Consider the following 14,682-nt stretch of genomic DNA (forward strand, 5'->3'; position numbering starts at 1 on the left):
CGCCCAGTCTAGGAGAGCGCGGGTTCGAACCAGGTCCCTATGTCGGCCCCGGACAGGGCCTTGTCGACCAGGTCGGCACTCGTCACGAGCACGCCGATCCCGGACGCGGCAGCCAGGCGAGCGGCCGAGACCTTGGTCGCGGCTCCTCCGGTGCCGACGCTGTTGACGACGGTCGATCCGAACTCGAGTCCCGACAGATCGGCATCGGGGGCGACGACGTCGATGGGCTCGGCTGTCGGGTCGGACGGCGGCTTGGTGTAGAGCGACTCGATGTCGCTCAGCAGGACCAGAGCGTCGGCCTCGATCAGCTGCGCGACGAGCGCTCCGAGTCGGTCGTTGTCGCCGAAGCGGATCTCCTGCGTCGCGACCGTGTCGTTCTCGTTCACGATCGGCAGGATGCGCAGACCGAGAAGTCGCTCCATGGCCCGCCGAGCATTGCTGCGCGAGGTCGGGTTCTCGAGGTCGCCCGTCGTGAGCAGCACCTGCCCCGCGACGATGTCGAAGCGACGCAGAGACTCCTGATAGCGGTAGACCAGGATGTTCTGTCCGACCGCGGCCGCGGCCTGCTGCGTGGCCAGGTCGGTCGGGCGGGCGTCGAGACGCAGGAACGGAATGCCTGTGGCGATCGCTCCGGAGGAGACGAGGATCACCTCTGCTCCGCGCGCGTGCGCCGCGGCCAGCGCCTCGACCAGAACGGGGATCCGCCATGACGACTCACCGCTGATCGATGAGGACCCGACTTTGACGACGATCCGCGAGGCTGTGGCGAGATCCGCCCTCGTGCGAGCGGTCACTCCCCGTCCTCGCGGTAGGCCGCGAGCCGCTGAGCCTCGACCTCGGCGCGAGCCTCGGCCTTGGCATCCATGCGCTCGTAGTAGTTCTCACGACGCTCGGAGGTGGTGCGACGGGCGTTGGGCGCCAGGCGCGGATCGGTTCCGCGGGGCGCCGTCATGAGTTCGGCCGCAGACGTCATGGTGGGCTCCCAGTCGAAGACGATGCTCTCGCCTTCGCCGATGACGACCGTGGATCCCTGCACTGCACCGAGGCGGAAGAGCTCGTCTTCGACGCCCAGCTTCTCGAGGCGATCCGCGAGATAACCCACGGCCTCCTCGTTCTGGAAGTCGGTCTGCTGAACCCATCGGACGGGCTTCTCGCCCAGGATGCGATAGATGTTGCCGTAGCTGCCACCCTCGACCCGGATCTCGAAGCCCTTCTTGGGGCCGCGCGGGCGAAGCACAACGCGCTCACGCGGGACCTCGGTCGCGGCGAGCTCTGCGCGGTGTGCGTCGACGATATCGCCGAGCGCATAGGTCAACTGGCGCAGGCCCTCGTGCGAGATGGTGGAGATGTCGAAGACGCGGAATCCGCGAGCCTCGAGGTCCGGACGCACGAGATCGGCGAGGTCGCGGGCCTCCGGCACGTCGATCTTGTTCAGCGCGATGAGCTGGGGTCGCTCGAGCAGCGGAGTCTGCCCCTCGGGGACCTCGTACGCGGCCAGTTCGCCGAGGATGACGTCGAGGTCGGAGATCGGGTCACGACCGGGCTCCAGCGTCGCGCAGTCGAGCACATGCAGCAGTGCGGTGCAGCGTTCGACGTGGCGGAGGAACTCCAGTCCGAGACCACGCCCCTCGCTCGCTCCCTCGATGAGTCCGGGGACATCGGCGACGGTGTAGCGCGACTCCCCCGCCTGCACGACACCGAGGTTCGGGTGGAGCGTGGTGAACGGGTACTCGGCGATCTTGGGGCGGGCCGCCGAGATCGCACCGATCAGGCTGGACTTGCCTGCAGAGGGATAGCCGACGAGAGCCACGTCTGCGACGGTCTTGAGCTCGAGGACGACATCGCCCTCGTCTCCCGGGGTGCCCAGAAGCGCGAATCCGGGCGCCTTGCGCTTCGGCGTCGCCAGCGCGGCGTTGCCGAGTCCGCCATGGCCGCCCTTCGCGACGACGAATCGCTCGCCGGGCTCGATCATGTCGATCAGAACATCGCCGGCCGCGTTCCTGACCACGGTGCCGACGGGAACGGGAAGCTCGAGGTCCTCACCCATGAACCCTGCACGGTGGTCGCCCATGCCGGGTCCGCCGTTGCCGGAGCTGCGGTGAGGCGAGTGGTGGTACGAGAGAAGCGTGCCCGTCTGGGTGTCGGCGATGAGAACGATGTCGCCGCCGTCACCGCCGTTGCCTCCATCGGGGCCGCCGAGCGGCTTGAACTTCTCGCGGTGCACCGAGACACAGCCGTTGCCGCCCTTGCCCGCACGCAGGTGAAGCGTCACGGTGTCGACGAAACTGACCATGTCTCTCTCCTCAATAAAGAACTCGGCCGGAACCGAGAGTTCGGCCGGCGATTCGGCCGGGAGCACATGTCCCGCCGAAAACGCAAATTCGGGACGGGCCGAAGCCCGCCCCGAATCGCATGACTACTGTCGTGCTGTGATCACTCAGCAGCGGCGACGATGTTGACGACCTTGCGGCCGCCCTTCGCGCCGAACTGCACCGCACCGGCGGCCAGAGCGAACAGGGTGTCGTCGCCACCGCGGCCGACGTTCACGCCGGGGTGGAAGTGCGTGCCGCGCTGGCGGACGATGATCTCGCCGGCGAGAACCTGCTGTCCACCGAAGCGCTTGACGCCAAGTCGCTGAGCGTTGGAGTCACGACCGTTACGGGTGGAGCTTGCGCCCTTTTTATGTGCCATGTCCTGGTCTCCTCGGTCTTACTTGATGCCGGTGATCTTGACGCGCGTGAGCTCCTGACGGTGGCCCTGGCGCTTCTTGTAGCCGGTCTTGTTCTTGTACTTCTGGATGATGATCTTCGGGCCGCGGAGGTTGCCGATGACCTCTGCCGTGACCTTGACCTTCGCCAGCGAGTCGGCGTCGGTGGTCACCGAGGCGCCGTCGACGAGCAGCACTGCGGCCAGCTCGATCTTCTCGCCCTGGGCAGCCTTGACACGGTCGAGCTGAACGATCGTGCCGACCTCGACCTTCTCCTGCCGCCCACCGGCGCGCACTACTGCGTAAACCACTTCATACCTGTTTCGTTGGGGAGCTCGCGGCTCCGATATCTCACGGGAAGACTGTTGCTTGCATGCGACGCTGGGCGACGGGCACGAACGCAAGACTCTCCGCTTCGACCGTCCAGGACGACGCGGCATACGCACCAAGGGACTACTTTACCGGATGCAGGACACTGTGGCAAAACGCGCCGCCTGGTGTGTCCGGTCATAGGCTGAACGAATGACCGTTCTCGTCGATGACCCCATCTGGCCCGCACACGGGCGCCTGTGGGCCCATCTCGTCAGCGACGACAGCCTGCAGGAGCTGCACGCCTTCGCGAGGTCGCACGACGTTCCTGCACGCGCCTTCGACCTCGACCACTACGACGTCCCCGAAGACCTCATCCCCCGGCTCCTCGCCGCCGGCGCACAGCATGTCGGCGGCAAGGAGCTGGTCAGGCGACTGATCGCCTCAGGACTGCGAGTCCCCGCCCGCGACCGGCGCTGACGGCTCCGAGTTCACGGAGATGGGCGTGCCGGTGAGCGCGGCGGTGGAGACACGGCGACGACCGCGTCCCTGCCCCGGAGCCTTCGGCTCGGGAAGCGCATCGAGCACGGAATCGAGCAGCGCCTCAGCCGGGGACTTGGGCGACTTGCGGTCGGATCCGCGCTTCTTGCGGGGCTTCTTGGCTCGCTCCTGCGTGGCGGGGGCTTCCGTCGTCGTCTCCGCGGCGGGAGCGGCGACCTCCGTCGGCTCGTCGGCGTTCGGAACGCGCGTCGAGGCCGCGATCTGCGCGAGCGCGGACTTCGCCCCCTCGGGGATGCTGTGCGTCGTCACCGCGGCGGGCGCCGAGTTCTGCGACTGGCCGTTGCCGCCGCGCTGGCGACGGTTGGACTGCGAGTTGCCGTTGCCATTGCCATTGCTGCTCGAGCGGTGCTTCACGACCGGGTCGTGGTGCACGATGACGCCACGACCGGCGCACACGTCGCACGCCTCGCTGAACGTCTCGAGCAGGCCGAGGCCGAGCTTCTTGCGGGTCATCTGCACGAGGCCGAGCGAAGTGACCTCGGCGACCTGGTGCTTCGTCCGGTCACGGCTGAGGCACTCGATCAGGCGGCGCAGCACGAGGTCGCGGTTCGATTCGAGCACCATGTCGATGAAGTCGACGACGATGATGCCGCCGATATCGCGCAGACGCAACTGGCGGACGATCTCCTCCGCGGCCTCGAGGTTGTTCTTGGTGACCGTCTCTTCGAGGTTTCCGCCCGAGCCGACGAACTTTCCGGTGTTGACGTCGACGACCGTCATGGCCTCGGTGCGGTCGATGACCAGCGAGCCACCGGACGGCAGCCAGACCTTGCGATCGAGCGCCTTCTCGATCTGCTCCGTGATCCGGAACACATCGAACGGATCACTCTCGTCCTCGTACGACTCGACGCGCTCGAGCAGATCGGGTGCGACGCTCTCGAGGTAGGCGCGGATGGTGCGCTGCGCGTCCTCGCCCTGGATCAGCATCTTCGTGAAGTCCTCGTTGAAGACGTCGCGGACGATCTTGACCAGAAGGTCGGGCTCGGCGTGCAGCAGCGCCGGCGCCTGCTGGCTCTCGACCTGCTTGCGGATGTGCTCCCACTGGCTGGTGAGCCGCTGAACATCGCGAGTGAGCTGGTCTTCGGTGGCACCTTCGGCCGCCGTGCGGACGATCACCCCGGAGGACTCGGGGAGAACCTCCTTGAGGATGCGCTTCAGGCGCGTGCGCTCGTTGTCGGGCAGCTTGCGGCTGATGCCGTTCATCGATCCGCCGGGCACATACACGAGGTAGCGACCCGGAAGCGAGATCTGGCTGGTCAGACGGGCACCCTTGTGGCCGATCGGATCCTTGGTGACCTGCACCAGGACGCGGTCGCCCGCCTTGAGCGCGAGTTCGATACGACGCGGCTGGTTGCCGGTCTCGACGCCATCCCAGTCGACCTCGCCGGAGTAGAGCACGGCGTTGCGGCCACGGCCGATGTCGACGAACGCGGCCTCCATGCTCGGCAGCACGTTCTGCACGCGGCCGAGGTAGACGTTGCCGATCAGCGAGGCGTCCTGGTTGCGCGCGACATAGTGCTCGACGAGCACGCCGTCTTCGAGGACACCGATCTGCGTCCGGCCGTTCTTGGAACGGACGACCATCTTGCGGTCGACCGACTCACGACGCGCGAGGAACTCCGCCTCGGTGACGACCGGACGCCGACGACCGGCATCCCGTCCGTCGCGACGGCGCTGCTTCTTCGCCTCGAGGCGCGTGGAACCCTTGATCGCCTTGGGCTCGGTGATGTACTCGACGACGCGCTGGCGGGGCTGGCGAGGTTCGTCACGCTGCTCACGCGGCTCGCGCTGCTCGACATCGTCGGAACCACCGCGACGGCGGCGGCCACGGCGGCCGGCCGGCTCCTCCGGCTCCCGCTCGGCGATGCGGTCGAACACGCGCTCGCGGCCCGGACGGGCCGGGAGCGGAAGGACCTCGGGAGCGTAGAAGTGCAGCTGCGTCGATACCTGAGAGACGAAGACCTCGGGCAGCAGCCCCAGCGACACGGCCGTGAGGGGCTGGGGCGCCTCGGGCTTCTCCTGGGCAGGCTCAGCAGCGGTCTCTTCAGAAGAGGCTTCGGCCGCGGGAGCGTCGACGGCAGGAGCGTCAGCAGCAGGAGCGTCAGCAGCAGGAGCGTCAGCGGCAGGAGTAGGAGCCTCAGCGGCAGGAGCGTCAGCGGCAGGAGCCTCAGCGGCAGGAGTAGGAGCCTCAGCGTCAGGAGCTGCCTCGGCGGAAGCCTCCGCAGGAGGTGCGTCCTCAGCAGGAGCATCCGCAGCAGGAGCATCCTCAGCAGGAGCATCCGCAGCAGGAGTCTCCTCCGCCGGAGAGGGCTCAGCGGTCGAACCCGCGCCGTCCTCCGAAGCATCGGACGTGCCGTCGGCCTCCGGAGCGTCGGCGACTACCTCTGCGGGTGCGTCAGCATCCGCAGAGAAGTCGAGGGTAGGGGCGTCGTAGTCATTGTTGTCATCGGCCATCTCTGGCTTGCTCCTCGCGCGGACACTTCGTGTTCCGCTAACTCTCATGCGGCACCCGCAGGTGCCGCGAACTCATTCGGTGTGCGACCGGCTCATGGCTCTGATCACGAGGGGCATACGGCCCCGAAGTCTGCGTCGATGCCCGCCGCGACAGGGTCGAGCGATGCATCACAGGCCATTATCGCACCAAGTGCGCCGGTTCGCGGCATCGTCGGGGCACTGAGTCGTTTTCTCCGGCGCGCTCACGCCCGATACATAGCGATCGCTGAGAGAATCCAGACATGAGCGAGCAGCGCACCCGCCCCGTCGTCTATGCCGTGTGGTTGATCATCGCGAGCGTCATCGGCTGGTTCGCCGCCTTCCAGCTCACGGTCGAGAAGTTCGTGCTTCTCGAGAACCCGACCGATGCCCTGGCCTGCGACGTCAGCCCCTTCATCCAGTGCAGCAAGAACCTGGGCTCGTGGCAGGGCGAGATCTTCGGCTTCCCCAACCCGCTGCTCGGACTGACCGGGTGGATGGCGCCGTTGGTCGTCGGGGTCGCGATCCTCGCTGGAGCCCGCTTTCCCCGCTGGTTCTGGGCTGCGTTCGGTGCCGGCATCACGTTCGCATTCGGACTCGTCTGCTGGCTGATCGGCCAGAGCCTGTATGCATCGAACCTCGGAGTGCTGTGCCCGTGGTGCATGGTGACCTGGGCCGTGACCATCCCGACGTTCTTCGCGACCATGCTGCATCTCACTCGGAACGGCACGTTCACCAAGAGCGAGAAGGCCCAGTCGCGTGCGGACAAGCTCATGGTCTGGGTTCCGCTGGCGACCATCCTGGCCTACGCGATCATCATCGTGATGGCTCAGCTGCAGGGTCTCGACTTCCTCGGCGAGATGGCGCGCATCATCTTCTGATTCCTCTCACCCCTGAATCGACGAAGCCCGCCGCACGATCTCGTGCGGCGGGCTTCGTCGTGAGCGGATCGGTCAGTCGAACCAGATGCCGAGCTCGCGTGCGGCCGACTCGGGGCTGTCCGAGCCGTGCACGAGGTTCTGCTGCACCTTGAGGCCCCAGTCGCGACCGAAGTCGCCACGGATCGTACCGGGTGCGGCGGTGGTGGGGTCGGTCGTGCCGGCGAGCGACCGGAAGCCCTCGATCACGCGGTTGCCCGCGAGGCGGATCGCGACGGACGGCCCTGAGAGCATGAACTCGAGGAGCGGCTCGTAGAACGGCTTGCCCTCGTGCTCGGCATAGTGCTCGGCCAGCAGGTCGCGGTCGGGCTCGACCAGGCGGATGTCGACGAGGGAGTATCCCTTCGCTTCGATGCGAGCCAGGATCGTGCCGGTGAGGCCGCGGGCGACACCATCGGGCTTTACGAGGACGAGGGTTTCTTCGGTGGCCATGTCATTCACTCTCTGTCTGAGTCTCGGTCGTGGGCCCGTCAGGACGTCGTGCGTCCAATCGGGCCCCCATGATCGTCGCATACCCCCACATGCCGCCGAAAACCACGACGACGAGCAGGATCGCGGGCACCAGGATAGCCGCCAGCGCGATGACGACCTGCAGGATCCACCCTGCGGTGATCGCCCAGGGCTTCGTGACCATCCCGGCGACGGCGATGCAGGCGAGTCCCACGACCGCACCGCCGACGATCCCCCACCACTGCGGGATGCCGGCAGGCAGCGACTTGAGACCGAAGACCGTGAGACCCGCGAGGAAGACGACGATCGACTCGAACCCGAGCACGATCGGCGCCAGCTTCTGCACGAGCGTGCGGGGCGGACGCGGAGGACGCGCAGACGGGGAGACGGCGGTCATGCGCGCCACCCGGACTTCCAGTCCTCTGCCTCGGCGAGGGCGATCGCCTCGCCCGCGAGCACGACCGACCCGGCGATCACGACGGCTCGGCGATCGGACGATGCCGCCCATTCCCGTGCGGCATCAGCAGCCTCAGCGAGGGTCGGATGGACGGTCGCACGCTGTCCCGTCGCCTCGACGAGGTCGGCGATGAGATCCGCGTCGCTCGCGCGGTCGGACTCCGGCGCGGTGGCGAAGACGTGCGCTGCTGCAGGTGCGAGCTTCGCGACGATGCCGGCGGCGTCCTTGTCGGCGAGCACACCCAGCACGACGCCCCACTCGTCGAAGTCGAAGCTGTCGTCCATCGCGAGAACGAGCGCGGCGGCGCCGTGCGGGTTGTGCGCGGCATCGACGATCACCGTCGGAGCGATCCCCAGCAGCTGAAGACGTCCGGGCGAGGTCGCTCCCTGGAGCCCCTCGGAGATGATGTCGGCGGCGATCGGCTGCTCGGCGCCTCCGATCAGCGACTCCACGGCGGCGACCGCGAGGGCGGCGTTGTGCCCCTGGTGAGCACCGTACTGCGGCAGATACTCCTCGACATAGGCGCCGGCGAGTCCGCGGATGGTCAACAGCTGTCCACCGACGGCGAGCTTCTGGTCGGCGAGTCCGAACTCCTCACCCTCGAACGCGATCGTGGCGTTCTTCTCGGCGGCGACGCGACGCAGCACTTCAGCGGCCTCTGCGGGCTGCTGCGCCGAGACGACGGCCGCGCCTTCCTTGATGATCCCCGCCTTGACCGTCGCGATCTCGGCGATCGTGCCTCCGAGACGATCCGCGTGGTCGATGTCGATGGGCGCGAAGACCGCCACGTCGCCGTCCGCCGTGTTGGTCGAGTCCCACTCGCCCCCCATGCCCACCTCGAGCACGAGCACGTCGACAGGGGCATCGGCCACGGCCACGAAGGCGAGCACGGTGAGCAGCTCGAAGAACGTGAGCGGCTCCTCCCCTGCGGCCTCGAGCTCGGCGTCGACGATCTCGACGAAGGGCTCGATCTCATCCCACGCGTCGGCGACGGCGGCATCCTCGATCGGCTCGCCGTCGATCATGATCCGCTCGGTGAAGCGCTCGAGATGAGGACTCGTGAACAGCCCGGTGCGCAGCCCGTGCGCCCGAAGCAGAGTCTCGATCATCCGAGCCGTCGACGTCTTCCCGTTGGTCCCCGTGATGTGCACGACGCGATAGGTGCGCTGCGGGTCGTCGAGGTATGTGAGGATGCGCGCGGTGCGCTCCTTGCGCGGCTGCACCCAGCGCTCCCCCGCGCGGCTCAGCAGCGTCTCGTAGACGGCATCCGCCCTGTCACGTGCGCTCATGCGCTCGGCTCCTCGATGTTCGTGTCGATCGTGACGATGATCGGACGCTTGTCGGCGCCCAGCGCGGTCGCCCCGCTGCGGAACACGCCGCCTCCCGGGCTGGTGACGTCCTGCACGAGAGCGTTCATCTCGTCGGTGGCCTGCACAGCGAACGCCACGGCCAGGGTCTCCCCTGCGATCAGCTCCGCATGCGCCTGCAGCGCCTCGGCGTCGTCCGGGCTCACGTTGAGCGCGAGCACGATGCGATCGCTCACGTCGAGGTCAGCGTTCTTGCGGGCCTCCTGCACGACGCGGATCGCGTCGCGGGCGAGTCCCTCCGCCTCGAGCTCGGGTGTCGTCTGCGTATCGAGCAGCACGACGCCCCCCGTCGGCACGAGGGCGAGAGCCTCGCCCTCCGGACGACCGGCGGTCTCGAGTGCGAGCTCGTACTCCGACGGCTCGAGAGCGATACCGCCCGCGGTGACGACGCCGTCGCTCTCCGACCAGTCGCCTGCCTTCGCGGCTTTGATCACGGTCTGCACGTTCTTGCCGAGCCGCGGGCCAGCGGCACGCGCGTTGACGCTGAGCCGGTGGCTGATGCCGTAGTCCGCAGCAGTCGTCTCCGACTGCGGGACGAGCTCGACCGACTTGACGTTGAGCTCCTCGCGGAGGATGTCCTCGAACTGGCCGAGCGTCCCTGCCAGCGGTGACACGACCGTGAGGCGGGCGAGCGGCAGACGCACGCGCAGCTTCTCCTTCTTGCGCAACGCGTTGCCGACGCTCGAGAGCTCGCGGACGGCATCCATGGCATTCCGGATCTCGTCGGCGGCGGGGAATGCGGTGGCGTCAGGCCAGTCCTGCAGGTGCACGCTGCGTCCGCCTGTGAGCCCCTGCCAGACGCGCTCGCTGACGAGCGGCACGAGCGGAGCCGCGACGCGGGTCAGGGTCTCGAGCACGGTGTAGAGCGTGTCGAAGGCCTCGGTGTTCGAGCCCTCCCAGAACCGGTCGCGCGAGCGGCGGATGTACCAGTTGGTGAGAACCTCGGCGAAGTCGCGCAGACGAGCGGACGCCGTCGTCGAGTCGAGTCCCTCGAGGTCCGCCCGCACGTCGCGCACGAGGTCGCCGAGCCGAGCCAGGATGTACCTGTCGAGCACGTCGGTCGAGTCCGTGCGCCAGGTCGCCTCGTAGCCGCCCGGCTTGGCCGCGTTCGCATACGTCGCGAAGAAGTACCACGAGTTCCACAGCGGAAGCAGGAACTCGCGGACGCCCGAGCGGATGCCCTCTTCGGTGACCGCGAGGTTGCCACCGCGCAGCACGGAGCTCGACATGAGGAACCAGCGCATCGCGTCGGAGCCGTCGCGGTCGAGCACCTCGGAGACATCCGGATAGTTGCGCAGCGACTTCGACATCTTGTAGCCGTCGTTGCCCAGCACGATGCCGTGGCAGCTGACACCGGTGAAGGCCGGACGATCGAAGAGCGCGGTCGACAGCACATGCATGACGTAGAACCAGCCACGCGTCTGCCCGATGTACTCGACGATGAAGTCGGCGGGTGCGTGCGTGTCGAACCACTCCTGGTTCTCGAACGGATAGTGCACCTGCGCGTACGGCATCGAACCCGAGTCGAACCACACGTCGAACACGTCCTCGATGCGGCGCATCGTGCTCTTGCCGGTGGGGTCGTCGGGGTTCGGACGCGTGAGGTCGTCGATGTAGGGGCGGTGCAGGTCGATCTCGCCCTCGGGGTTGCGCGGCAGCGTGCCGAAGTCGCGCTCCATCTCTTCGAGAGAGCCGTATGCGTCGATGCGCGGGTACTCCGGGTCGTCGCTCTTCCAGATCGGGATCGGCGAGCCCCAGTAGCGGTTGCGGCTGATCGACCAGTCGCGCGCCCCCTCGAGCCACTTGCCGAACTGGCCGTGCTTGACGTTCTCGGGCACCCAGGTGATCTGCTCGTTGTTCGCGAGCAGGTCGTCCTTGATGTCGGTGACACGGATGAACCAGCTCGACACGGCCTTGTAGATCAGGGGGTTCCGGCAGCGCCAGCAGTGCGGGTACGAGTGCACGTAGCTCTGCTCGCGCAGCAGTCGTCCCTCGGCGCGGAGCAGACGGATGAGCGGCGTGTTCGCATCCATCCAGAGCTGGCCGGCGACGTCTGTGACGTTCGGCAGGAAGCGCCCGCCGTCGTCGAGCGACAGGATCGTCGGGATGCCGGCGGCACCGGCGACCCGCTGGTCGTCCTCACCGTAGGCCGGAGCCTGGTGGACGATGCCGGTGCCGTCACTGACGGTGACGTAGTCGTCGACCAGGATGCGCCAGGCGTTCTCGGTGCCGTAGGTCTCGGCGTCGGCGTAGTAGTCGAAGAGTCGGTCGTAGGTGACGTCCTCCAGGTCGGCTCCTCGCACCGTCGCGTCGACAGCGGCGAGCGCGTCGTCGAGGCTCTCGTAGCCGAGGTCCTTGACGTAGCCGCCGAGCAGCTCGCGTGCGAGGAGGTAGCGATGAGAGGACGCCTCGACTGCGGCATCCGCCGTTCCGGCGATCTGGTGCACGTCCGCCGCTCCACCGGGACCTGCCGGGAGCACGACGTACTCGATGTCGGGTCCCACGGCGAGCGCGAGGTTGGTGGGGAGGGTCCAGGGCGTGGTCGTCCAGGCGAGCGCGCGCACGGCGGTGAGTCCGAGGGCCTCGGCCTTCGCGCCTGTCAGCGGGAACGTGACGGTGACCGACGGGTCCTGACGGTTCTGGTAGACGTCGTCGTCCATGCGCAGCTCGTGCGCCGACAGCGGGGTCTCATCGCGCCAGCAGTACGGCAGCACCCGGTAGCCCTCGTAGGCGAGCCCCTTGTCGAACAGCGTCTTGAACGCCCAGAGCACGCTCTCCATGTAGCCGAGGTCGAGCGTCTTGTACCCGCGCTCGAAGTCGACCCAGCGAGCCTGACGCGTGACGTAGTCCTGCCACTCGTGCGTGTACTTCAGCACCGAGTCCTTCGCTTTCGCGTTGAAGACGTCGATGCCCATCTCTTCGATCTGGCTCTTCTCGGTGATGCCGAGCTGCTTCATGGCCTCGAGCTCAGCGGGCAGACCGTGCGTGTCCCAGCCGAAGACGCGATCGACCTTCTTGCCGATCATGGTCTGGAAGCGGGGGAACACATCCTTGGCGTACCCGGTGAGCAGGTGCCCGTAGTGCGGCAGGCCGTTGGCGAACGGCGGGCCGTCGTAGAAGACCCACTCGTCGTTGCCCTCGCGCTGCTCGATCGAGGCGCGGAAGGTCTGGTCGGTCTCCCAGAAGTCGAGCACTTCGCGCTCGATCTGGGGGAACCGAGGGCTCGGTGCGACGGAGGCAGCCTGGTCGGCGGCGGGGCCGAAGGAGGAACGCGGGTAGGTCATGTCGTCTCGCAGGAGTCGTGGCGGATGCTGCTGCGAGGACGATCCGTCCGGAATCTCATCCCGGGGAACCGCGGTACCACCTCGCGTGCCGCGCCTCACGGCGGAGCCACTCTCACTGCGGCTGTGACGGGCCTGCCCCGCTCGGTTCTACTGAGTCGACCCGTGCGAGCCCGACCGTTCTTCCGAGAGCTCCCCGGTGATGTCCGGATCGATGCTCGTGTCTCCATTGTACGCGCGGCGGCGGGGGTGCGCCTCCTGAGCACTCTGGGCGCTGTCGCACCCACCCCCTACCCTCGAAGCATGGCCCGCTCCCCCGAATCCCCCGTGGCTCCCCGCGTCTCGCCGCCCGACCTTCCGCGGGAGTTCACGCCCGCCGCAGCACATCGCAGCGCCGATCTGATCGCAGCGAGTCTCGATCTCGAGGGCACGGTCGACCTCGCCCATGCCTCGCTCGAGCAGTGCACGGTCGCCGCCGATGCCGACGCGGTCGACCTGACAGGTGCCACGCTCATCGACGTCGACCTCACCGGCGTGCGGATCGCATCGCTCAAGATGCGGGATGCGAGCATCCGCCGCGTGCGCATCAGTGGGGGCCGCATCGGCACGCTCGATCTGAGCAGCGCTCGCATCGACGAGCTGCTGCTCAGCGACGTGCGCATCGACTATCTCAATCTCGGGGCGGCGAAGGCCACCGACATCGAGATCCGCGACTGTGGCATCCGCACCCTCGACATGCCTCAGGCCGAACTCACGCGCGTGGGCTTCACCGGCAGTCGTTCTGACGAGGTCGACACCCGGGCGATGCGGGCCAGGCACGTCGACCTCCGCGGACTCGACGCCTCTGCGTTCCTCGATGCGAACAGCCTGCGAGGCACGACGCTCACCGGTTTCCAGGTGCAGCAGCTCGCGCCGCTGCTCGCGGCGGGGATCGGCATCCAGGTCATGGACTGACGGGCCGGTTCGCCTCGAGCAGCTCCCGGGTGAACGGATGCTGCGGCGCGGCGAACACGTCGGTGACCGCTCCCTGCTCGACGATCACGCCGTCCTGCATCACGAGCACCTCGTCGGCCACCGCGCCGACGACATCGAGGTCGTGCGACACGAAGATCATCGTCAGCTCCCGTTCGCGCTGGAGGCGCAGCAGGAGCTGCAGCACCTTCTCACGCACCGAAGGGTCGAGAGCCGATACCGGCTCGTCGAGAACCAGCACCTCGGGCTCTGCGGCGAGCGCCCGCGCGATCGCCGCGCGCTGACGCTGCCCGCCCGACAGGGCGATGGGTCTGCGGCTCGCGAGCGTCGGGTCGAGATCGACCTCGGCGAGAAGCTCCACCACTCGAGCCGCTCGCTGCTGACGAGGCACACCCCCGGCGGCGAGCGCCTCTCTCAGCGATCTCCCGATCGTCCATCGCGGGTCGAAGGCACCGAGAGGATTCTGGTGCACGAGCTGCACCCGGTGCTGTCCGATCCACCGCAGGCCTCCGTCGTCCGCATCCTCGACGCCCACGATCATTCGCGCCAGCGTCGTCTTGCCCGATCCCGATTCCCCGACGATGCCGAGTGTGCGTCCGGCGGCCACGGAGAACGACGCGTTCTGCACCGCGACGAGATCGCCGAACGCCTTCGTGACCCCGGCGGCGACGAGCACGGGCTCGGCCGTGCCTTCACGCTCTGCGCGAGGCTCGTGGATCGTGGCGGCGATGAGCTGACGGGTGTACTCGTGCTGCGGCTTCTCGAGCACCTCATCGACGGGCCCTGACTCGACGACGATGCCGTTGCGCATCACCAGCACCCGATCCGCGATTCTGCGCACGGCCGCGAAGTCGTGACTGATGAACACGATGGCGGTGCCCGCATCGGCGATGTCTCGCAACAGCCCGAGGATCCTCGCCTGCACGGTGGCATCGAGCGCAGTGGTCGGCTCGTCGGCGACGAGGACTGCGGGTTCGGCCGCGATGGCCGAGGCGATCAGCGCTCTCTGCCGGAGCCCTCCGGAGAGCTGATGCGGATACTGGCGTGCCCGCCGGGCAGCGTCGGGCATCCAGACCCGGTGCAGCAGGTCCTGCACCTTTTCGCGCAACGCGGCCCGCCCGGTCGCGAGTCCGTGCAGACGAAGCGGCTCGGCGATCTCCGAGCCCAC

13 protein-coding genes are annotated in these 14,682 nt (G+C 67.8%); 3 read left to right on the forward strand and 10 right to left on the reverse strand.

Translation table 11 applies throughout. The features are described from left to right. Nucleotides 1-8: 8 nt before the first annotated feature. The 4 genes from proB to rplU all read right to left on the reverse strand — a co-directional run bounded on the left by proB (nt 9) and on the right by rplU (nt 3,018). Nucleotides 9-794 carry a glutamate 5-kinase gene (gene proB / locus RU09_RS04035; RefSeq protein ID WP_042537714.1) on the reverse strand — a complete coding sequence of 262 codons (786 nt, stop codon included), beginning with the start codon at nt 792-794 and terminating at the stop codon, nt 9-11. Beyond that, the gene (obgE, locus tag RU09_RS04040) at nt 791-2,293 is read right to left on the reverse strand and encodes a GTPase ObgE (RefSeq protein WP_042537716.1); all 1,503 of its coding nucleotides are present in this window, start codon (nt 2,291-2,293) and stop codon (nt 791-793) included. The genes proB and obgE overlap by 4 nt, the downstream gene beginning before the upstream one ends. 140 nt (nt 2,294-2,433) lie before the next feature. Then, on the reverse strand, nt 2,434-2,691 hold the full coding sequence (gene rpmA / locus RU09_RS04045) for a 50S ribosomal protein L27 (RefSeq protein WP_028501603.1): 258 nt from the start codon (nt 2,689-2,691) through the stop codon (nt 2,434-2,436). Nucleotides 2,692-2,709: 18 nt separating this feature from the next. Further along, nucleotides 2,710-3,018 (reverse strand): 50S ribosomal protein L21, encoded by a 309-nt coding sequence (rplU, locus tag RU09_RS04050; RefSeq protein ID WP_072591411.1) that lies wholly within the window; start codon nt 3,016-3,018, stop codon nt 2,710-2,712. 211 nt (nt 3,019-3,229) lie between these two features. Here rplU and RU09_RS04055 point away from each other — a divergent pair, with 211 nt between their 5' ends. After that, complete coding sequence (locus tag RU09_RS04055) at nt 3,230-3,496, forward strand: DUF4031 domain-containing protein (protein ID WP_042537723.1); 267 nt, start codon at nt 3,230-3,232, stop codon at nt 3,494-3,496. Here RU09_RS04055 and RU09_RS04060 read toward each other — a convergent pair. Next, a complete protein-coding gene (locus RU09_RS04060) occupies nt 3,461-6,031 on the reverse strand; it encodes an Rne/Rng family ribonuclease (RefSeq protein ID WP_042537725.1) in 2,571 nt (856 codons plus the stop codon). The two genes, RU09_RS04055 and RU09_RS04060, sit on opposite strands and share 36 nt — an antisense overlap. Before the next feature lie 281 nt (nt 6,032-6,312). Here RU09_RS04060 and RU09_RS04065 point away from each other — a divergent pair, with 281 nt between their 5' ends. Continuing rightward, on the forward strand, nt 6,313-6,930 hold the full coding sequence (locus RU09_RS04065) for a vitamin K epoxide reductase family protein (protein WP_042537728.1): 618 nt from the start codon (nt 6,313-6,315) through the stop codon (nt 6,928-6,930). A 72-nt stretch (nt 6,931-7,002) separates the two neighbouring features. Here the strand turns inward: RU09_RS04065 and ndk are convergent, their stop codons facing one another. The 4 genes from ndk to ileS are packed head-to-tail and all read right to left on the reverse strand — an operon-like array spanning nt 7,003 to nt 12,545. Continuing rightward, complete coding sequence (ndk, locus tag RU09_RS04070; RefSeq protein WP_042537730.1) at nt 7,003-7,419, reverse strand: nucleoside-diphosphate kinase; 417 nt, start codon at nt 7,417-7,419, stop codon at nt 7,003-7,005. A gap of 1 nt (nt 7,420) precedes the next feature. After that, entirely contained in the window at nt 7,421-7,834 is a 414-nt protein-coding gene (locus RU09_RS04075; RefSeq protein WP_042537786.1) for a DUF4233 domain-containing protein, read from the reverse strand. Beyond that, nucleotides 7,831-9,183, reverse strand: coding sequence for a bifunctional folylpolyglutamate synthase/dihydrofolate synthase (locus tag RU09_RS04080; protein WP_042537733.1), 1,353 nt, complete (start codon nt 9,181-9,183; stop codon nt 7,831-7,833). Before RU09_RS04080 ends, RU09_RS04075 begins: the two co-directional genes overlap by 4 nt. Continuing rightward, nucleotides 9,180-12,545 carry an isoleucine--tRNA ligase gene (gene ileS, locus RU09_RS04085; protein ID WP_042537735.1) on the reverse strand — a complete coding sequence of 1,122 codons (3,366 nt, stop codon included), beginning with the start codon at nt 12,543-12,545 and terminating at the stop codon, nt 9,180-9,182. Before ileS ends, RU09_RS04080 begins: the two co-directional genes overlap by 4 nt. 300 nt (nt 12,546-12,845) lie before the next feature. Between ileS and RU09_RS04090 the strand changes: the two genes are divergently transcribed. Next, entirely contained in the window at nt 12,846-13,496 is a 651-nt protein-coding gene (locus tag RU09_RS04090) for a pentapeptide repeat-containing protein (RefSeq protein WP_042537737.1), read from the forward strand. Here RU09_RS04090 and RU09_RS04095 read toward each other — a convergent pair. Continuing rightward, nucleotides 13,486-14,682 (reverse strand): ATP-binding cassette domain-containing protein (locus RU09_RS04095; protein WP_042537740.1); only part of this gene is annotated, 1,197 nt, incomplete at its 5' end. The genes RU09_RS04090 and RU09_RS04095 overlap by 11 nt on opposite strands.

It is taken from the genome of Microbacterium sp. MEJ108Y (assembly GCF_000834175.1).
In the GTDB taxonomy this organism is placed as follows: domain Bacteria; phylum Actinomycetota; class Actinomycetes; order Actinomycetales; family Microbacteriaceae; genus Microbacterium; species Microbacterium forte.